This window comes from Pseudocitrobacter faecalis (assembly GCF_965231525.1).
Taxonomy (GTDB): Bacteria; Pseudomonadota; Gammaproteobacteria; order Enterobacterales; family Enterobacteriaceae; genus Pseudocitrobacter; species Pseudocitrobacter faecalis.
Genome location: NZ_CBDDNJ010000002.1, coordinates 3,179,256 through 3,199,335 on the forward strand (window position 1 = coordinate 3,179,256; position 20,080 = coordinate 3,199,335).

General features: G+C 54.9%; 16 protein-coding genes and 1 other annotated feature. Of the genes, 5 read left to right on the forward strand and 11 right to left on the reverse strand.

Annotated elements, in window-relative coordinates:
• Positions 1–90: 90 nt before the first annotated feature.
• Positions 91–1,395 (reverse strand): inosine/guanosine kinase, encoded by a 1,305-nt coding sequence (locus ACOXYR_RS15780; RefSeq protein WP_421355852.1) that lies wholly within the window; start codon positions 1,393–1,395, stop codon positions 91–93.
• A 161-nt stretch (positions 1,396–1,556) separates the two neighbouring features.
• Between ACOXYR_RS15780 and aes the strand changes: the two genes are divergently transcribed.
• Positions 1,557–2,525: an acetyl esterase gene (gene aes / locus ACOXYR_RS15785; protein ID WP_421355851.1), complete on the forward strand. Its 969-nt coding sequence runs from the start codon at positions 1,557–1,559 to the stop codon at positions 2,523–2,525.
• Here aes and hemH read toward each other — a convergent pair.
• From hemH to ACOXYR_RS15825, 8 genes are all read right to left on the reverse strand, one after another.
• Complete coding sequence (hemH, locus tag ACOXYR_RS15790; RefSeq protein ID WP_108474882.1) at positions 2,522–3,484, reverse strand: ferrochelatase; 963 nt, start codon at positions 3,482–3,484, stop codon at positions 2,522–2,524. The two genes, aes and hemH, sit on opposite strands and share 4 nt — an antisense overlap.
• Before the next feature lie 125 nt (positions 3,485–3,609).
• The gene (gene adk, locus ACOXYR_RS15795; protein ID WP_113858868.1) at positions 3,610–4,254 is read right to left on the reverse strand and encodes an adenylate kinase; all 645 of its coding nucleotides are present in this window, start codon (positions 4,252–4,254) and stop codon (positions 3,610–3,612) included.
• Between the two features lie 296 nt (positions 4,255–4,550).
• The gene (gene htpG / locus ACOXYR_RS15800; RefSeq protein ID WP_421355850.1) at positions 4,551–6,425 is read right to left on the reverse strand and encodes a molecular chaperone HtpG; all 1,875 of its coding nucleotides are present in this window, start codon (positions 6,423–6,425) and stop codon (positions 4,551–4,553) included.
• A 107-nt stretch (positions 6,426–6,532) separates the two neighbouring features.
• Positions 6,533–7,138: a recombination mediator RecR gene (gene recR / locus ACOXYR_RS15805; RefSeq protein ID WP_015965522.1), complete on the reverse strand. Its 606-nt coding sequence runs from the start codon at positions 7,136–7,138 to the stop codon at positions 6,533–6,535.
• Entirely contained in the window at positions 7,138–7,467 is a 330-nt protein-coding gene (locus ACOXYR_RS15810) for a YbaB/EbfC family nucleoid-associated protein (protein WP_108474879.1), read from the reverse strand. The genes recR and ACOXYR_RS15810 overlap by 1 nt, the downstream gene beginning before the upstream one ends.
• Before the next feature lie 49 nt (positions 7,468–7,516).
• Positions 7,517–9,448 (reverse strand): DNA polymerase III subunit gamma/tau, encoded by a 1,932-nt coding sequence (gene dnaX, locus ACOXYR_RS15815; protein WP_189624347.1) that lies wholly within the window; start codon positions 9,446–9,448, stop codon positions 7,517–7,519.
• Positions 8,120–8,183 (reverse strand) — a sequence feature (DnaX frameshifting element). It overlaps the preceding gene by 64 nt.
• Positions 9,449–9,541: 93 nt before the next feature.
• Complete coding sequence (gene apt, locus ACOXYR_RS15820) at positions 9,542–10,093, reverse strand: adenine phosphoribosyltransferase (RefSeq protein WP_015965525.1); 552 nt, start codon at positions 10,091–10,093, stop codon at positions 9,542–9,544.
• A 147-nt stretch (positions 10,094–10,240) separates the two neighbouring features.
• On the reverse strand, positions 10,241–10,618 hold the full coding sequence (locus ACOXYR_RS15825; RefSeq protein ID WP_041686299.1) for a DUF454 family protein: 378 nt from the start codon (positions 10,616–10,618) through the stop codon (positions 10,241–10,243).
• A 68-nt stretch (positions 10,619–10,686) separates the two neighbouring features.
• On the opposite strand from ACOXYR_RS15825, the gene priC reads away from it, so the two are divergent.
• Positions 10,687–11,214, forward strand: coding sequence for a primosomal replication protein N'' (priC, locus tag ACOXYR_RS15830; RefSeq protein ID WP_421355849.1), 528 nt, complete (start codon positions 10,687–10,689; stop codon positions 11,212–11,214).
• A gap of 10 nt (positions 11,215–11,224) precedes the next feature.
• Complete coding sequence (rsmS, locus tag ACOXYR_RS15835) at positions 11,225–11,389, forward strand: pleiotropic regulatory protein RsmS (protein WP_108474876.1); 165 nt, start codon at positions 11,225–11,227, stop codon at positions 11,387–11,389.
• Between the two features lie 42 nt (positions 11,390–11,431).
• Here rsmS and mscK read toward each other — a convergent pair whose 3' ends face one another.
• Positions 11,432–14,785 carry a mechanosensitive channel MscK gene (gene mscK, locus ACOXYR_RS15840; protein WP_108474875.1) on the reverse strand — a complete coding sequence of 1,118 codons (3,354 nt, stop codon included), beginning with the start codon at positions 14,783–14,785 and terminating at the stop codon, positions 11,432–11,434.
• A 130-nt stretch (positions 14,786–14,915) separates the two neighbouring features.
• Entirely contained in the window at positions 14,916–15,557 is a 642-nt protein-coding gene (gene acrR / locus ACOXYR_RS15845) for a multidrug efflux transporter transcriptional repressor AcrR (RefSeq protein WP_108474874.1), read from the reverse strand.
• A gap of 141 nt (positions 15,558–15,698) precedes the next feature.
• Here acrR and acrA point away from each other — a divergent pair, with 141 nt between their 5' ends.
• Together acrA and acrB are read left to right on the forward strand one after the other, a co-directional pair.
• On the forward strand, positions 15,699–16,892 hold the full coding sequence (gene acrA / locus ACOXYR_RS15850; protein WP_108474873.1) for a multidrug efflux RND transporter periplasmic adaptor subunit AcrA: 1,194 nt from the start codon (positions 15,699–15,701) through the stop codon (positions 16,890–16,892).
• A gap of 22 nt (positions 16,893–16,914) precedes the next feature.
• Entirely contained in the window at positions 16,915–20,064 is a 3,150-nt protein-coding gene (acrB, locus tag ACOXYR_RS15855; RefSeq protein ID WP_108474872.1) for a multidrug efflux RND transporter permease subunit AcrB, read from the forward strand.
• Positions 20,065–20,080 lie beyond the last annotated feature (16 nt).

Genomic DNA, 20,080 nt, shown 5'->3' on the forward strand with positions numbered 1-20,080 from the left:
ACCGGATGGCGGATTCGCCTTATCCGGCCTACAAATTCACATAAACGTTCCAGGCCCGGTAAGCGAAGCGCCACCGGGCAACACACAATACTACCTTTCCCAGTACGCCTCTTCGAGGCTATCTTCCCTTTCCGGCAGGCCGCGCGTCAGGCGCGGGGAATGCTGGTTCAGTACCTGATAACTCACCCGGTTGGCATATTTACACACCTGCGCCAGCGACGAATAGGTTAGCCAGTGATGCTGATGTTTACTGGAATTCGGCACGTTAGTACGATGGTAGTTATTGGCGGTGATATCGTGCAGCAGTGCCGCCAGCGCGCCGTCGCCTGCCCCGTTGGTATTCATGATTTTCTCCGGGCCGCCCATATAGGGCGCGATGTGCGAGTAAACGCGCAGCGGCTCCTGGCAATCTTTATAACGCACTGCACGGCTGAATTCATACTGGTTAAATTCGGCAATGGCTCCCGGCAGCAGCGGATGCTGAGTTTTCCGTTTTGCCTCGTTTTCGGTAAAGCCCGCCATATACAACCCTACCGGCCCGGCGGTGCACAATACCAGATCCACCCAGTCCAGCGCTTTATCGGAGGCCAGCAGCGGGTCGTCCAGCCCGGTGAGCGCCAGGCCCTCTTCTTCATTCATTGCCAGAATCGAGACATGCTCTTTGAGAAATTCCTGCCACCACTGCGGGTTATCGGCAATCACATACTTGGTGCCCAAGGTCAGCACCACTGGCACGTTGTATTTTTTCGCGTAGGCAATCGCCTGCATGGTGGCGTCTTTCATCGGCTCACCGGGCTTGCAGCGCACCAGGTAAGAGGTCAGCACCAGCGCAGACGCGCCCGCGATCACGGCTTCCGGAATACTTTCCGGGCGCAGTTGGTTCATGTGGCCTGGGCTAATCGCGAAGGTGCGTTCGCCGGATTCGCTGATCAGCGTGAAGCAGCGACCAATGGGGCCATCAACGCCCTGCAAATAGTTGAGATCGGTACGGCTGGAGGTATTGCAAAGATAGCGGTACGCGTAGCCGCCAATTTCTACATTACGGCACATCACCCCCAGCAGCACAGAGCGGTCGTCTGCCAGCACCGAATAGTTGTGCATCGTGTTGCCGATGGTTCCCCCGGCAAACTGATGGGTGATGAGGTTATTCTGCACCAGTTCCTGATACAGCGCTTCCGCGACATCATCTTCAATTACCAGCGAATGCCCGGCGCTCAGGCCGTAGCGTTGGATAAACGCGTCATCGACTTTAGCTTCGATATCCACCAGGGTTTGGTCGATGCCAACCACCCAGGAGACGCCATTTTCGCTTTCCGGCTGAATTTGTTTTAACAGCGGATCGCGGGCGTTAACGGGAAAATAGTGTTTTGATTTACGTTTACCGGGAAATTTCATGATTCTGTTTACTGGTGGATAGCCGAGCGAGAAATGGTAGCACATTCCACCAGCCGCATGCGACGAACGTCGTGCAGGTCAGCGTTCAATATCGGTCAGCGGGATCGCAGTTTCTCGCGCCGGGAACTCTACAATAGCGCAAGGATGATAAGGAGCGCGTGATGAAAGCGGAAAATAAGATCCCCGTACTGGAGAAAATCTCGGCAGAAATGCAGCAGGTCATGCAATTCGAGCGGCCCGACTTGCCGCCCTGGCCCGCCGATGCAACACTGGAAGTTCAGCGCGATTACTACACGCGCGAACGACAATTCTGGAACGAGGGTGCACCCGAGATGGCCACCGTTGAGTGCGTGGTGCCCACGCCGTTCGGCACCGTGGCTACGCGGATTTACTCACCGCAGCCAGAAAGTCCGGCGACACTCTTTTATCTGCACGGCGGCGGGTTTATTCTCGGCAATCTCGACACGCACGACCGCATCATGCGTCTGCTGGCAAAATATACTGGCTGTACGGTGATCGGTATCGACTATACCTTATCGCCGGAAGCCCGCTTCCCACAGGCCATTGAAGAGACGGTCGCTGTCTGCCAGTTTTTCCAGCGCCGCGACACGGCATATCACATCAACATGGATAACATCGGCTTTGCGGGCGACTCTGCAGGTGCAATGCTGGCGCTCGCCAGCGCTCTGTGGCTGCGCGATCACCACATTTATTGTGGCAAGGTCGTTGCCACGCTGTTGTGGTACGGGCTGTATGGTTTGCAGGATTCAGTCAGCCGCCGGCTAATGGGCGGAAGCTGGGATGGGTTAACGCGCGAGGATCTGGCAAGTTATGAAAGCGCTTATTTGCGTCATGAACAGGACAAAGAATCGCCGTGGTACTGCCTGTTCAATAACGATCTCACACGTGACGTGCCGCCCTGTTTTATCGCCGGTGCGGAATATGATCCGCTGATCGACGACAGCCGACTGCTGCACCAAACGCTTCAGGCGCACCAGCAGGCCAGCCGTTACGTGATGTATCCCGGCGTACTGCATGCGTTCTTACACTATTCACGAATGTTGAAAACCGCCGACCAGGCGCTGCGGGACGGCGCGGCTTTCTTTGTCGAACAACTGCATTTACGCTAGCAGTGCGGCGTCACCAGCGCCTGCATCATATCAATATGTTCCGGTGAGTCGTTCAACGCCGGAATATATTCATATTTCACACCACCCGCTTCGAGGAACACTTCCCGGTTTTGCACCGCGATTTCTTCCAGCGTCTCCAGGCAATCGGCGGAGAAGCCCGGACACATCACCTGAATGTGTTTCACGCCCTTTTCACCCAGCATCTTCAGCGTTTCATCCGTATACGGCGTCAGCCACGGTTCACGGCCAAAGCGCGACTGGAAGGTCATCATCACTTTATCCGGATCGATTTCCAGCGCGGAAACCAGCGCGCGTGTGGTATCGCGACAACGTTGCGGGTAATCATCGCCTTCGTTGGCGTAACGCTGCGGAATACCGTGATAAGAGAGCAGCAGCAAATCCGGCTCACCGTGGCGTGCGAAAGAGGCCTTCACCGTTCCCGCCAGCGCCTTAATGTAGTCGTGATCGGTCGCATAATCGCGAATAAACGTAACGCCCGGAATAGCGCGGGTTTTCCCCAGAATGCGCGCCAGTTCATCCCACACGGCGGCAACCGTCGAGCAGGAGTATTGTGGATACAGCGGCAGTACCACGATATGGTCAACATCCTGCGCCAGCAAGTCATTAACGGCGCTTTCCAGCGACGGCGTGCCATAGCTCATACCCAGCGCGACGGGCATCTCTGGCAGACGTTCAGCCAGCGCTTTTTGCTGTCTGCGGCTGTATACCATCAGCGGCGAGCCCTCTTCCATCCATACGGATTGATAGAGTTTCGCCACGCGCGGCGAACGGATAGGCAGAATAACACCGCGTAACAGCGGCCACCACAACAGGCGGGAAGTGTCGACAACGCGTCGGTCGCTGAGGAATTGCCGAAGATAGCGTTTCACCGCGTCGGCGGTCGGCGCATCGGGTGTACCGAGGTTTACCAGCAGAATTCCTGTTTTTTTATAACGCATTACCGCCTCTTATCCATTTATCGAGAGACAATTGTAGCGGAAATAAAAGGAAACGGAACCAATCACAGCGACAGGTAAAATGAGAAAGGTTCTCACCCGGACAGCGCCGGGTGAGAGCATCGGCCTTAGCCGAGGATTTTTTCCAGCTCAGCGCGAACGTCTGCAACGGCTTTAGTACCGTCAACTTTCGCGTATTTGGTGTTACCCGCCTGCGCTTCTTTGGAGTAGTAGCCGATCAGCGGTGCAGTCATCTGATGGTATTCCACCAGACGTTTACGCACGGTTTCTTCCTGATCGTCTTTACGGGTGGTCAGATCTTCGCCGGTCACATCATCTTTACCTTCCACTTTCGGCGGATTGAATTTGATGTGGTAAACACGGCCAGATGCCGCGTGAACGCGACGACCCACGATACGGTCAACGATCAGTTCGTCCGGCACGTCGAATTCCAGCACGTAATCCACGTTGATGCCCGCTTCTTTCATGGCGTCTGCCTGCGGAATAGTACGCGGGAAGCCGTCCAGCAGGAAACCGTTACGGCAATCTTCCTGGGAGATGCGTTCTTTAACCAGTGCGATAACCAGTTCGTCGGTAACCAGCTTGCCAGCATCCATGATGTCTTTGGCTTGTTTACCCAGTTCAGAACCGGATTTCACGGCGGCACGCAGCATATCGCCGGTGGAGATTTGCGGAATACCGTACTTCTCCATGATGAACTGAGCCTGAGTTCCTTTACCCGCGCCCGGAGCGCCAAGCAGAATGATACGCATTGCGAAAATCCCCTCAAAGGTTGTCTAAATTTTTCAAAAGCGCTAAACGATACCACCAACGCGCCATTGGCTCAAGGAAGCGGGGCGGCGCTGAAACGGTTAATGGGGGGAAAAGTGCGGTTTGATGCCCTCACCCCGGCCCTCTCCCACAGGGAGAGGGAGAAAAACGGCGCAGGGCTTAACAACGTGCACAATCGGTCCCCTAACCCTCGAGGGAAAAGACTGGCACCAAATGAATCATGGGCACAATCGATCCCCTCTCCCTGAGGGAGAGGGTTAGGGTGAGGGGGTAGTGCTTACGACACCAGCAGCTGGTTCATACGGCGGATAAACTGGTTCGGATCTTCCAGCGTTCCGCGCTCTGCAAACAGAGCCTGATCGAGCAGCAGTTCAACCCACTCTTTAAACTGGGCTTCATCCTGGGTGTCCGCCGTGCGTTTCACCAGAACGTGATCCGGGTTAAGTTCAAAGATGTACTTCACATCCGGCACGGCCTGGCCCGCAGCGGCGAACAGTTTCGCCATCTGTGTGCTCATTTCGTCCGCGTCGGTAGTGACAATCGCCGGGGTATCCGTCAGGCGGTGCGTCAGACGTACCTCTTTCACGCGATCGCCCAGCAGGGTTTTCACGCGCTCAACAAACGGCGTCAGCGCTTTTTCCGCTTCTTTGGCGCTTTCGTCCACTTCATCTGCCAGCTTGTCGATGGATTCATCGGCTTTAGCCACAGACTGGAACGGCTTACCATCGAACTCAGTCAGGTAGTTCATCATCCACTCGTCGATGCGGTCAGAAAGCAGCAGAACTTCGATGCCCTTCTTACGCAGCAGCTCCAGGTGCGGGCTGCTTTTCGCTGCCGCATAGCTGTCAGCGGTGATGTAATAAATTTTTTCCTGCCCTTCTTTCATGCGGGAAACGTAGTCTGCCAGCGAAACGGTCTGCTCTGAAGAGTCCGTGTGCGTAGAAGCAAAGCGCAACAGCTTAGCAATGGCGTCCTGGTTAGCACTGTCTTCCGCCGGGCCTTCTTTCAGAACCAGACCAAACTGCTTCCAGAAGGTCTGGTATTTTTCCGCGTCGTCTTTCGCCAGTTTTTCCAGCATTTGCAGGACACGTTTGGTCAGCGCGCCGCGCAGGCTGCGCGTGACCGCGCTGTCCTGCAGGATTTCACGGGACACGTTCAGCGGCAGATCGTTAGAATCTATCAGACCACGCACGAAGCGCAGGTAGTTCGGCATGAACTGCTCGGCGTCGTCCATAATAAACACGCGCTGCACGTACAGTTTCAGGCCATGTTTATGGTCACGGTTCCACATATCCCACGGGGCCTGAGACGGGATGTACAGCAGACTGGTGTACTCCTGCTTCCCCTCAACACGGTTGTGGCTCCAGGTCAGCGGATCAGTAAAGTCATGGGCGATGTGTTTGTAGAACTCAGTATATTCTTCGTCTTTAATTTCAGACTTATTACGCGTCCACAGCGCCTGTGCTTTGTTGATTTTCTCCCAGGAGATAACGGTTTCGCCGTCTTTTTCTTCTCGTTTTTCAATCTCAACCGGCAGCGCGATATGGTCGGAGTACTTGCTGATGATGGAACGTACGCGCCAGTCGTCAAGGAACTCATCTTCGCCTTCGCGCAGATGCAGGGTAATTTCGGTGCCGCGATCGGCTTTGGTGATGTCGGCTACGGTGTAATCGCCTTCACCTTCTGATTCCCAGAACACGCCGTTTTCTGGCGCATCGCCCGCCGCACGGGTGCGCACAGTCACTTTATCGGCCACGATAAACGCCGAGTAGAAGCCTACGCCAAACTGACCAATCAGCTGGCTGTCTTTCGCCTGGTCAGAGCCCATCGATTCGAGGAACGCTTTGGTACCCGATTTGGCGATAGTCCCAAGATGGTCAATGACGTCATCACGGTTCATACCAATGCCGTTATCGGCAATGGTCAACGTACGCTTATCTCTATCGAAGGAAACACGCACGCGCAGCTCGCCGTCACCTTCATAAAGGTCCGGGTTGGAGAGCGCACGGAAACGCAGCTTGTCTGCCGCATCCGAGGCGTTAGAGATAAGCTCACGCAGAAAAATTTCTTTATTGGAATACAGGGAATGGATCATCAGGTGCAGAAGTTGTTTCACTTCAGACTGAAAACCACGAGTTTCTTGTCCTTTCATGTCGAAAATACCTCAATGCCAATTACAAGGTAAAAATGCGTTGAGAGGGAAATGGGGATAGCGGGGGAAAATTTCAAGCGAGAGCAGAAAATCCTGCTCTCGTTTGATTAAAAACGAATCTTATGACGACCCGCGAGCGAGTGCGACAGCGTGGTGCCATCGACCATCTCAAGTTCGCCGCCCACCGGCACGCCATGGGCGATTCGGCTGGCTTCCACACCGTGCTGAGCGCACAGCTCGGCGATGTAGTTGGCAGTCGCCTCCCCTTCCACCGTCGGGTTGGTGGCGAGGATAACTTCACTGAGCGATTCCGTTTCCAGACGCTGCTCCAGGCGGTCGAGGCCGATATCATCAGGCCCGATGCCGTCGAGCGGCGACAGGTGGCCCATCAACACGAAGTAGCGGCCAGAAAACTGCCCGGTCTGCTCAATGGCGTAGATGTCCGCAGGACTCTCCACCACACAGATTTGGCCGTTTTCCTGACGACGCGGATTCGAACAGATGTTGCACACTTCCTGCTCGGTGAAGGTGCGGCAATCGGCGCAGTGGCCGATTTCCGACATAGCGCGGGTCAGCGACTGCGCCAGACGCATTCCGCCGCTGCGGTCACGTTGCAGCAGCGTAAACGCCATGCGCTGCGCAGACTTCGGGCCAACGCCCGGCAGGCAGCGCAGTGCTTCCATTAGCTGAGTTAACAGCGGGCTGGTTTGCATCAGAACGGCAGCTTCATACCCGGCGGCAGTTGCATACCGGAGGACACGGAGGCCATTTTCTCTTTCTGGGTTTCGTCGATGCGACGCGCCGCATCGTTGAATGCCGCAGCAACCAGATCTTCCAGCATCTCTTTGTCATCTTCCAGCAGACTTGGGTCGATTTCCACGCGACGGCAGTTGTGCGCACCGTTGATGGTCACTTTTACCAGACCTGCACCGGATTCACCGGTCACTTCCAGTTTCGCGATTTCTTCCTGCATCTGCTGCATTTTTTCTTGCATCTGCTGGGCCTGTTTCATCAGGTTACCCAGACCGCCTTTACCAAACATAGGCTTCTCTCTTTCATTCAAGGGTGACGACCATAAGCCAGGCTCACGATCAAATGGGGCGGATACTCTCTTCGTCCAGGTCCGCGTCGAAGAATCGACGCAGCGTCTGAATATTGTTATCCGCGATTATCGCCTCGCGCGCTTGCGCGAGTTTCTCTTCATAAATGGCCTGACGCCACTCAAGCGGCGTTCGCTGGGTTGAATTATCATCTTCAATGATAGTCAATTCAACGGGTGCGCCGTATAACGTGCCAAGCGCCTCGGCCAACTTCTGCTGCGCGCCCGGCGAGTTCAGATGTCGCTGGGTAGGGCGCAGATGCAGGCAGACCGTACTGCCGTTTTGCTCTTTCCACGCGTTCAGCGCTACCTGTTCAACCAGCTTTGGCAGCGCCAGTTGGCTCACCTGCGCGGCCCACTCGTCGCGCTCAATAGCCTCGGCGGCCAGTTTTGCGGCCAGTTCCGGCGTTTTTTCATGCTCCAGCGCTTTCTTCAACGCTTTTGGCGTTGCCACCTCCACTTTGACCTCTTGGGTCGGCAGGGTGGATTTCCAGCGATAGGCTTCTTTCTTCGCCGGTGCTTTCTCGAGTGCCGACGGTGCAGGACGCGAAGAAACGCGTTCCGTTACCGAAGCCAGTCTTTCCAGCGCAGCGTTATTCACCGGCCGCGCGCGGGAAGCGGCTGCCGGTTCACTCTTTTTTGTTTTGGGTGCTCCTGCGTTGCCCTGCTGAAGCTGGCGGCGGGCGGCCAGCACCTGATTCGTTGACTCAGGTAGCGGCACATCCGGCCCGCGTGGCGCGGGCGCAGCCTGCGGCTGAACCGGTGGCGGCGTCATCATCGCTGTCGCGGCCTGCGGGGCAAAGTTGTGCTGAGGCACCTCCGGCTCCGGTAGCGGCATACGCGGATGGAATGCCAGCGCGCGCAGCAGCGTCATCTCAATACCCATCCGGCGATCTGGCGCGTAAGGCAGTTCTTTGCGGCCAATCAGCAAGGTTTGGTAGTAGAGCTGAACATCGGTAGGCGGCACAGTTCGCGCTAAATCACGCATCCGCTGCTCAACCGGGGCCATATCGCTACCCAGCGCGGATGGCGATAGCTGAACCATCGCAATGCGATGCAGTAAGCTTTGCATCTCGACCAGCAGCGCTTCCCACTCAATGCCTCGTTGTGCGGCCTCGTTGACCAGCGCCATCACACGTTCGCCATCAGCGGCCACCAGCGCTTCAATTAATGAGAGCGCCTGGTCATCATCAAGCGTACCCAGCATGGCGCTGACCGATGCGGTGGTCAGTTGACCTTCCCCGCTGGCAATCGCCTGGTCAGTAAGGCTTAACGCATCACGCAGGCTGCCGTCTGCTGAACGGGCGAGCAGTTGTAGCGCGCGTGGCTCGAAAGCAATTTTCTCTTCACCGAGAATATGCTCAAGCTGATGACGAATTTGTTCGACATCCAGCGCTTTAAGGTGGAATTGCAGGCAACGAGAAAGAATGGTGACCGGCAGTTTTTGCGGGTCAGTCGTTGCCAGCAGGAATTTAACATGTGCAGGCGGCTCTTCCAGCGTTTTCAACAGTGCGTTGAAGCTGTGGCGGGAAAGCATGTGCACTTCATCGATCAGATAGACTTTGAAACGCCCGCGCGCCGGTGCGTACTGGACGTTATCGAGCAGATCGCGCGTGTCTTCAACTTTCGTGCGCGACGCGGCATCGATTTCGATTAAATCGACAAAGCGCCCCTCTTCAATTTCACGGCAGTTATCGCATACGCCGCAGGGCGTAGCGGTAACACCGGTTTCGCAGTTCAGCCCCTTCGCCAGCAAACGGGCGATAGAGGTTTTACCGACGCCACGGGTGCCGGAAAAGAGATAGGCGTGATGAATGCGCCCTAACGACAAGCCGTTCGCCAGTGCAGTCAGCACATGTTCCTGGCCGACGACGTCAGCGAAGGTTTGTGGTCGCCATTTTCGGGCTAAGACCTGATAACTCATTGGCTGGCTCTGAGACGTTGGAAGGTGGATTCACGAGGGGGGTAATGCTATCACAGCCCCGCCAATACGGCGAGGCTCAGTATCGGGATTTGCTTAGTGGCCCGGGAAGGAAACCAGGCTATAGCTGGTGATGCCCTGTTTTTCCAGGCGCTGCTCACCACCGAGGTCGAACAGATTGATGATGAATGCGGCGTCAGTCACTTCACCACCCAGACGACGGATCAGTTTAACGGTCGCTTCAATCGTACCACCGGTTGCCAGCAGATCGTCCACAACCAGCACTTTATCGCCCGGTTTAATGGCATCAACATGAATTTCCAGCTGATCGGTGCCGTATTCCAGTTCATAGCTTTCCGCGATGGTTTCGCGCGGCAGTTTACCCGGCTTACGTACCGGAACAAAACCTACGCCCATCGCCAGGGCTACCGGTGCACCAAACAGGAAACCACGCGCTTCGGTACCGACGACTTTAGTGATACCCGCATCTTTATAGCGATTCACCAGCAGTTCAATGCTGAGGGCGTAAGCTTTCGGATCTTCCAGTAAACTGGTGACGTCGCGGAAAAGAATGCCCGGCTTCGGATAGTCGTGAATGCTTTTAATGCTGTTCTTCAGAAATTCAAGCTGCTGTGCAGTAGCGGTCATAGGTTTGTGCCTGCTTAAAACGATGTTACTCGAGGCGTGCATAATGGGCCAAAGTTACATTTGATTAACTTTTGACCGGCGCGCCTGTGCTCGAAAACGGTCGAATTTACTGACTGCTGATAAGAATTGCAACACCATTGATGCGCTTTACGGCTTTTGTTGTTCCGCATCAATCACCGGGATCCGCCACATGAAAATCAGCAGACAGGCAAGAATCACCAGCAACAGTATGCGTACCCACATCATCTTCACCAGCCACAGAGAGATAGCGAAGGTCACCAGAATTAGGATAATAGCCCGAGGCTTTGCCCCGCGCGGCATAGCACGATACTTTTGCCAGTGGCGCAAATAGCCGCCAAACCAGGAGCGATAAAGCAGCCAATGGTGAAAACGCGGCGACGAGCGCGCGAAGCACCAGGCGGCGAGCAGGATAAACGGCGTGGTGGGCAACAGCGGTAAAACCACGCCTAACGTGCCCAGGGCTACCGCCAGCCAGCCAATAATGATTAAAATAGTGCGTTGCATTGCGAGAATCGTTATCAATACCAGCTGCTAATGTAGCATAGCCGATAAAAAATACGACGGAGATTGGCGTGAAAATAGCGCAGCTTTTACAAACGCTGGAAGCCCAGCTTGCACGGCTGCAAGTGCGCATCGCGCCGCTGGCGCAGCACGCCACCCTGACACCCCGCTTCGACAGGAAACTTTTTCACACCCGCAGCACCACGCTACAGGCGTGCCTGAATGAAGCGCAGAAGAATTTCAGCGAGTTGCAGCGCGCGGTTGAGCAGCAGCAGCTTCCGCAGGTGGCCTGGCTTGCTGAACAACTGGCTGCGCAACTTGAGGCGATCAGCCGGGAAAGTGACGCCTGGTCACTGCGTGTCTGGGATAGCGCCTCACCCGCGCAGACGCGCTGGCAGCGTAAGCGCCTGCAAACCCAGGAGTTTGAACGCCGGTTGCTGGAGATGAAACAGACGCGTGAGCAACAGCTTGCGCAGGCGGCCACCTTTGATGAGCAGCAGCGGCTCAGCCGCGAAATTACCGCCTTTGATGCCCGGCTGGCTCGCTGCCGGCAGGCTTTGCAGGACATTGAAAACGTACTGGCGCGCCTGACGCGCTAAAGGGGAAAGTATGTCGCTTGAAAACGCGCCGGATGACGTTAAGCTGGCGGTCGATTTGATTATGCTGCTGGAGAGTCACGATATCGCGCCGGAAGTGGTATTAAGCGCGCTGGAGATGGTGAAACGCGATTTCGCGAAGAAGCTGGCGTCGGCCTCGGGCAATCGCGCTGAATAAACGCCCGGTGGCATTGCGCTCACCGGGCCAACAACAGAGGTATTAATCCGCTATCGCGAGATTGTTACCGCCGTTGTTATCACGCTTCACTTCCGTCACTTCATCGCCCTTCTCATTGTGCAGATGAACTTCCAGCTGGTTAAACGCGATATTGATGTTATTTTCACGGCACAAACGATCGATGGTGCGGTTCAGCTCATCGACGGTGTAGCTACGATCGCGCAGTTCACGTACATACAGACGCAGCTCGTGATCCAGCGTGCTGGCACCGAAGGTGGTGAATAACACTATCGGCTCTGGATCGTGCATCACTTTCGGGTGCTCCATCGCCGCTTTCAGCAGGATCTCTTTCACTTTATCGAGATCGGATCCATACGCCACGCCCAGGCTAATCACCACACGCGTAATGGTATCGCTGAGCGACCAGTTGATCAGCCGCTCGGTGACAAACGCTTTGTTCGGGATGATCACCTCTTTACGATCAAAGTCGGTGATGGTCGTCGCACGAATACGGATCCTGCTGACCGTCCCGGAGAAGGTGCCGATCGTCACGGTATCACCAATACGTACCGGGCGTTCAAACAGGATAATGATACCGGACACAAAGTTACCGAAAATCTCCTGTAAACCAAAACCGAGACCCACCGATAACGCCGCCGCCAGCCACTGCAGTTTGTCCCACGAGACGCCCAGCGAGCCAAATACCGTCATTGCACCAACGGCGATGATCACGTAGTTGAGGATCGTGGTAATGGCGTAGGATGCGCCCTGGCGCATGTTCAGGCGTGAGAGCACCAGCACTTCCAGCAGGCCCGGTAAGTTGCGGATCAGCGCCCAGGCAATGGTGGCCGCTATCACCGCAAACAGCAAGCTGCCCATGGTGACGTTTTTCACCACGCTGGCACCCGCTTCCGTGCCGCTGTAATGCCACAGCGTAATGCTATCGAGATAGGTAAAGACGGAAATTAAATCTGACCAGATCCCCCAGAACGCTGCCGCGAACAGACACACCATCAGCAACATAGTGATACGCAGCGTCTGCTGGTTAACCTGCTCCAGAGCGATGGTCGGCTCCTCCTGGGGCTCCGCCCCTTCCGCGCCCTCTTTAACAATGTTCTGACGACGCGCGACCGCACGGCGATAGGCGATACGCCGCGCCGCGACGCTTAAACCACGCAGAACGGTCTGATAAAGCAGGTTCCAGACTATCACCAGGTAGACGGTTTCAATCCAGCGGCCAGAGAGGCGCAGCGTGGTATAGAAATAGCCCGTCGCCGTCAGCACCATCAAGCCAATCGGTACCAGCGACAGCACGGTAATCGTGACCAGACGCAGCCCGTGCGACTCTTTATCACGCCAGCTGTCGCGGCACATCGGCCACACCAGAATGGCAATCAGCAGCAGGTTCAGCAGAATGACAAACTGGCCCAGCACGTCGTCCATCAGATGCAGTGGCGAAAGCTCCGCCACGACAGACCAGAAGTGCAACGGTAACAATGCAAGGCTGATGCGCACAATCTGACGACGCCAGTGGCTGGTGAGCTGTTCTGGCATATTGAAGTGGCGTACCGCGACGCCGTCCTTTTCCAGTACTTTCCAGCACAAGCCAAAGACCAGCCAGAAGGTCGCCAGTTTTTTACAAAACGCCCACAGCAGGTCGCTGATGTTGAGCTGCATGGTCAGCAGAATCAGGCCCACAGCCAGAATCACTAATACCACCGGTAAGGCTCTTATCAGGTCGATGAGAATCGCTTTTGGCGTATGCAGTTGGCTATCGTTGCGTAGTTGCCCGACCTGTTCCGCTAAACGCGCCTGATACGCACGCAGCCAGGCCAGTTTCCAGCGGATGAGCCCGGCAATCAGCAGCAGCGGCAGGCCCGCCAGGAAGGCGATGAAGACGGCTGGCCACGCTTTTTCCCAGTTTACGGTGATTTTCATCGCCTTGAACTGATCCTTCAGCGCGCCCGGGAAGGATTTAATCCAGTCCCAGCCCATCGGTTTGTTGCTGTTTACCCAGAAGATTTGCTGGGTGAGGATCTCTTTAAGGTTTTTCGATACGCTCATCAACTGCTGCTGATTGATTTGCAGGTTGATAGCCATCATCAGCTGGTTCCCCAGCTGTTTGTTAATTAAGTCCAGCGCCTCACGACGCGCGTCAACCAGTTGCAGCAGCGCGTCATGCACTTCCGGCGTAATTTCGCTGGCGTGACCCTCTTCCAGTTTGGCGACAAAATCTTCGCTCTGGAACATGGCATCACGCTGCTGGTTAATTTCGAATTGCTCCAGACGCAAGTCCGCAATGCGGTTGGTCATGTCTTCCAGTTCATCGGCGGAAGGCAGCGTCTGTTGCTGCTGGTAAAGGATACGCGAGAGCAGCAGGCTACCCTTCAGCACCGCAATCTGCTCTTTCACATTGCGCTCAGATTGCAACGCACGGTCGAGCCAGTTCTTCACTCTGATGTTTTGCTGAACCAGCTGGTTACCGCTTTCGGTGACGTTAATCAGGCGCTGGCTTAACTGGTGGTTGATTTCCAGCTCCTGTTTGACCAGCGGGTTCGCCTGAATGCGTGCCGTATCTTCCGGCGAGGCGGTTTCCTGTGCCGTTTTTTCGGTCAGCGTCAGACGTTTATTGTTAGCCGCTTCCTGTAAAAGCTGAAGCTGGTGCTCAAGGCGGGTGCTGTACGCGGTAATGTAATCACGCTGTTTTTGCAGGGTATCCTGCAACGTGGTGTTGCCCTGCAGGCTTTTACGTTGCTGATCGAGCTCGGCATTCAGCAGCGCCTGCTGCACCTGCAACATGGTTTGCTGAGAAGGACGCAGCGCGCCTTCCCCGACCGTGGTGCCGTTCAGGCTATTGCGAATCTGTTGTAGCTGCTGTGACGCCGCATTCATGGCGTTCTGTACACGCTCAGGCTGCGTTTGCAACGAAACCAGTTGGGTATTGTAGGTCGCCAGATCGTTCTGGGCATTTTGCAGGTCATCGACCATCTGCGTTAAGCGCGCTTCCAGCTGGCGTAACGACAGCGTCGAGAGCGTTTTGCGTGTTTCATCGTCATTATCGACGTCGCTCAGCGCATTCAGTTTCTCTGTGGCCTCGCGCAGCTGCGCCGGGGCCTGATCGACCCTCTTCTGCAACTGGATGGTTTCATCTTTGACGCGATCGATTTTATCCAGGAACTGGAGAGTTTCGGTCAAATCCTGCAGCTCCAGCTTGTCCGCTGGGGTGGGATCTTTCTTCTTATTGATAGCATCGATTTGTGCCTGAATTTCGGCACGATCCGGAAGGTCGTTACCGCTGGTGACACGCGCCTGCGCGGCGGTGACAGCACAGAAAAGACATGCAATAACGACTATAAAAGCGAAAAATGTGTTTCGCGAGCGAATGTTATGCAGCATAGTTTTAACATGAGTGATTGCAAAAGCCGGAGAAACCCGGGGGATAAACGCGTGCGCAGAATAGCACTTCTGCAATCGACGGAATAGCGCCACTCTCCAGGATTATTCCTGGTAATAACGAATTTTCTGATTAACCTGATTTCTCGTGTAGCGTCGGGCAGAACTGAAACATCTCCAGCAGAATCGCCACGTAGTCGCGCGCCTCTTTTTTCAAATCGAATGAACCCGGCGCAAAGAGCCAGTTCTCCATAATTCCAGAGACATAACTGCGCATCAGGATGGCGGCGCGGCGGGTTAACAATTTGGCAGGCAGCATTTGTGCAGATATACAATCTTTTAACACTTGCTCAATGCGGTCATAACTTTCCATGCAAAGATTCCGCTGAGCCTGTTGTAATAAGGCCATTTCACCGACAAATTCGCATTTATGGAATATAATCTCCATCATCAAACGTCTACGCTCTTCTACTACCGTTGCTTCAAGGATATAGACTAATATTTCCCTTAAAACTGAGAGTGGATCGTCGGGGAATTTTGCCCGATACTCAATCTCAAGATCGCTGATACTGGATTCTGATAACTCCCAGATTTCACCAAATAAATCCGACTTGTCCTTGAAATGCCAATAGATAGCGCCGCGCGTGACACCTGCCGCTTTGGCAATATCCACCAGCGAGGTTGAGGATACGCCCTGCTGAGAAAATAAACGCAAGGCCACATCGAGGATGTGTTGACGTGTGGCAAGGGCTTCTTGTTTGGTTTTTCGTGCCATAGGTTGGTGAATTTACAGAGGTTAGATTTACATACATTTGTGAATGTATGTACCATAGCACGACGATAATATAAACGCAGCAATGGGTTTGTGGACGCTGAACCATTGATCAATTTGAAATCGGACACTCGAGGTTTACATATGAACAAAAACAGAGGGTTAACGCCTCTGGCGGTCGTTCTGATGCTCTCAGGCAGCTTAGCGCTTACAGGATGTGACGACAAAGGGGCTCAACAAGGAGCGCAGCAGATGCCAGAAGTTGGCGTTGTGACGCTCAAATCTGAACCTCTTCAAATCACGACTGAACTCCCTGGACGCACCAACGCGTATCGTATTGCAGAAGTTCGTCCGCAGGTCAGCGGTATCATTCTGAAGCGAAACTTTACTGAAGGCGGCGATATTGAGGCGGGCGTGTCTCTGTATCAGATCGATCCTGCCACTTATCAGGCCGCTTACGAAAGCGCGAAAGGTGACCTGGCGAAAGCCCAGGCAGCTGCCAATATTGCTCAACTGACCGTGAAGCGCTACCAGAAACTTCTGGGTACGCAGTACATCAGTCAACAGGACTACGACACCGCGCAGGCGGATGCACAGCAGGCTAACGCTGCCGTTGTTGCTGCCAAAGCAGCGGTTGAAACCGCGCGTATCAACCTGGCCTATACCAAAGTCACCTCCCCTATCAGCGGCCGTATCGGTAAATCCGCGGTCACGGAAGGCGCACTGGTACAGAACGGGCAATCTACCGCGCTGGCAACCGTGCAACAGCTGGATCCTATCTACGTTGATGTGACGCAATCCAGTAACGACTTCCTGCGTCTGAAACAGGAACTGGCAAACGGCACGCTGAAGCAGGAAAACGGCAAAGCGAAAGTCGACCTGGTAACGAATGACGGTACTAAATATCCGCAGAGCGGCACATTAGAGTTCTCTGATGTGACGGTTGATCAGACCACCGGGTCTATCACCCTGCGCGCTATCTTCCCGAACCCGGACCATACTCTGCTGCCTGGCATGTTCGTTCGTGCACGTCTGCAGGAAGGTGTGAATCCGAAAGCGTTGCTGGTTCCTCAGCAAGGCGTGACCCGTACGCCGCGTGGTGATGCGACTGCGCTGGTGGTCGGTGAAGGCGATAAAGTTGAAACGCGTGATATTAAAGCAACCCAGGCGATTGGCGATAAATGGCTGGTCACTGAAGGGCTGAAAGACGGCGACCGTGTGATTATCACCGGCCTGCAAAAAGTCCGTCCCGGCGCGCAGGTGAAAGCGCAGGAAGTGACTTCTGACAATAAAGAACAAGCCGCAGCCGGCGCAGCGTCAGAAAAAACTCAGTCTTAACTTAAACAGGAGCCGTTAAGACATGGCTAATTTCTTTATCGATCGCCCGATATTTGCATGGGTGATTGCTATCATCATCATGCTTGCCGGGGGACTCGCGATCATGAAACTGCCGGTAGCGCAATATCCAACGATTGCGCCGCCAGCCGTGACGATCTCCGCGACCTATCCGGGCGCTGATGCCCAGACGGTGCAGGACACCGTCACACAGGTTATCGAACAGAATATGAACGGTATCGATAACCTGATGTACATGTCCTCCAACAGTGACTCTACCGGTACGGTACAGATCACCCTGACCTTTGAATCCGGTACTGACGCGGACATCGCGCAGGTACAGGTACAGAACAAACTGTCGCTGGCAACACCGTTGCTGCCGCAGGAAGTTCAGCAACAAGGGATCAGCGTTGAGAAGTCCTCCAGTAGCTTCCTGATGGTTGTTGGTGTCATTAACACCAACGGCACCATGACCCAGGAAGATATTTCCGACTACGTTGCGGCGAACATGAAAGACCCGATCAGCCGTACGTCTGGCGTCGGTGACGTTCAGCTGTTTGGTTCTCAGTACGCGATGCGTATCTGGATGGATCCGACCAAACTGAACAACTTCCAGCTGACTCCGGTTGATGTTATCGCAGCGATCAAAGCACAGAACGCCCAGGTTGCAGCCGGCCAGTTAGGCGGTACGCCGCCGGTGAAGGGCCAGCAGCTTAACGCCTCTATCATCGCGCAAACGCGTCTGACCAGCACCGATGAGTTCGGCAAAATTCTGCTGAAAGTGAATCAGGATGGGTCGCAGGTTCGCCTGCGCGACGTGGCGAAGATTGAGCTGGGCGGTGAGAACTACGACATCATCGCGAAGTTCAACGGTAAACCGGCTTCCGGTCTGGGTATCAAGCTGGCAACCGGTGCGAACGCGCTGGACACCGCGAAAGCTATCCGTGCCGAACTGAAGAAGATGGAGCCGTTCTTCCCGTCAGGCTTGCAGATTGTTTATCCGTATGACACCACACCGTTCGTTCAGATCTCCATCAACGAAGTGGTGAAAACGCTGATTGAAGCCATTCTTCTGGTGTTCATCGTGATGTACATGTTCCTGCAAAACTTCCGCGCGACGTTGATTCCGACGATCGCAGTACCGGTCGTCTTGCTGGGTACCTTCGCTATCCTTGCCGCCTTTGGCTTCTCCATCAACACCCTGACGATGTTCGGGATGGTGCTGGCGATAGGGCTATTGGTGGATGACGCCATCGTGGTGGTAGAAAACGTCGAACGTGTGATGTCCGACGAGGGTCTACCACCGAAAGAGGCGACGCGTAAATCGATGGGCCAGATCCAGGGCGCACTGGTCGGGATCGCGATGGTACTGTCGGCGGTATTTATCCCGATGGCGTTCTTCGGTGGTTCTACCGGGGCAATCTACCGTCAGTTCTCCATCACGATCGTTTCGGCGATGGCACTGTCCGTACTGGTGGCCTTGATTCTGACCCCGGCACTGTGTGCCACGATGCTCAAACCGGTCGCCAAAGGCGATCACGGTGAAGGCAAAAAAGGCTTCTTCGGTTGGTTCAACCGCATGTTTGATAAGAGCACGCACCACTACACCGACAGCGTAGGCAACATCCTGCGCAGCACCGGTCGTTATCTGCTGCTGTATATCATCATCGTGGTCGGCATGGCCTTCCTGTTCGTTCGTCTGCCAAGCTCGTTCCTGCCAGATGAAGATCAGGGCGTATTCCTGAGTATGGCCCAGCTTCCGGCAGGGGCAACGCAGGAACGTACGCAGAAAGTGCTGGATGAGATGACCGATTACTATCTCACCAAAGAGAAAGACAACGTTGCGTCCGTGTTTGCGGTTAACGGCTTTGGTTTTGCGGGTCGTGGTCAGAACACCGGTATCGCCTTCGTTTCTTTGAAAGACTGGGCGGATCGTCCGGGCGAAGAGAACAAGGTTGAAGCCATCACTCAACGTGCGATGGGTGAGTTCTCGAAGATTAAAGATGCGATGGTGTTCGCCTTTAACCTGCCAGCGATTGTTGAACTGGGTACGGCGACCGGCTTCGACTTCCAGCTCATTGACCAGGGCGGTCTGGGTCACGAAAAACTGACGCAGGCGCGTAACCAGTTGTTTGGTGAAGTGGCTAAGCACCCGGATCTGTTAGTCGGCGTGCGTCCTAACGGCCTGGAAGATACGCCGCAGTTCAAAATTGATATCGACCAGGAAAAAGCACAGGCGCTGGGCGTATCTATCAGCGACATCAATACCACGCTGGGCGCTGCCTGGGGTAGTAGCTACGTCAACGACTTCATCGACCGTGGTCGTGTGAAGAAAGTGTACGTGATGTCTGAAGCGCAGTACCGCATGTTGCCGGAAGATATCAGCAACTGGTACGTCCGTGGTTCTGATGGTCAGATGGTGCCGTTCTCCGCGTTCTCAACGTCTCGCTGGGAATACGGTTCACCACGTCTGGAACGCTATAACGGTCTGCCGTCGATGGAAATCCTCGGTCAGGCGGCACCGGGAAGAAGTACCGGTGAAGCGATGACGATGATGGAAGAGCTGGCGGGTAAACTGCCATCGGGTATCGGTTACGACTGGACCGGGATGTCTTACCAGGAACGCCTCTCTGGTAACCAGGCCCCTGCCCTGTATGCGATTTCGCTGATTGTGGTCTTCCTCTGTCTGGCGGCGCTGTACGAGAGCTGGTCGATTCCGTTCTCCGTTATGCTGGTGGTTCCGCTGGGGGTTATCGGTGCGCTGTTAGCCGCTACTTTCCGTGGCCTCACTAACGACGTTTACTTCCAGGTGGGCCTGCTGACAACCATTGGCTTGTCGGCGAAGAACGCGATACTTATCGTGGAATTCGCCAAAGATCTGATGGAAAAAGAGGGCAAAGGCCTGATTGAAGCCACGCTTGAAGCGGTACGTATGCGTCTGCGTCCAATCCTGATGACGTCGCTGGCGTTCATCCTCGGGGTTATGCCGCTGGTTATCAGTACCGGCGCAGGCTCCGGCGCACAGAACGCGGTAGGTACCGGCGTAATGGGCGGGATGGTCACGGCAACGGTTCTGGCTATCTTCTTCGTTCCGGTGTTCTTCGTGGTGGTTCGCCGCCGCTTTGGCCGCAAAGTTGAAGAAACTGAACACAGCCATCCGGTTGAACGTCACTAACTGTTACTGACGATGA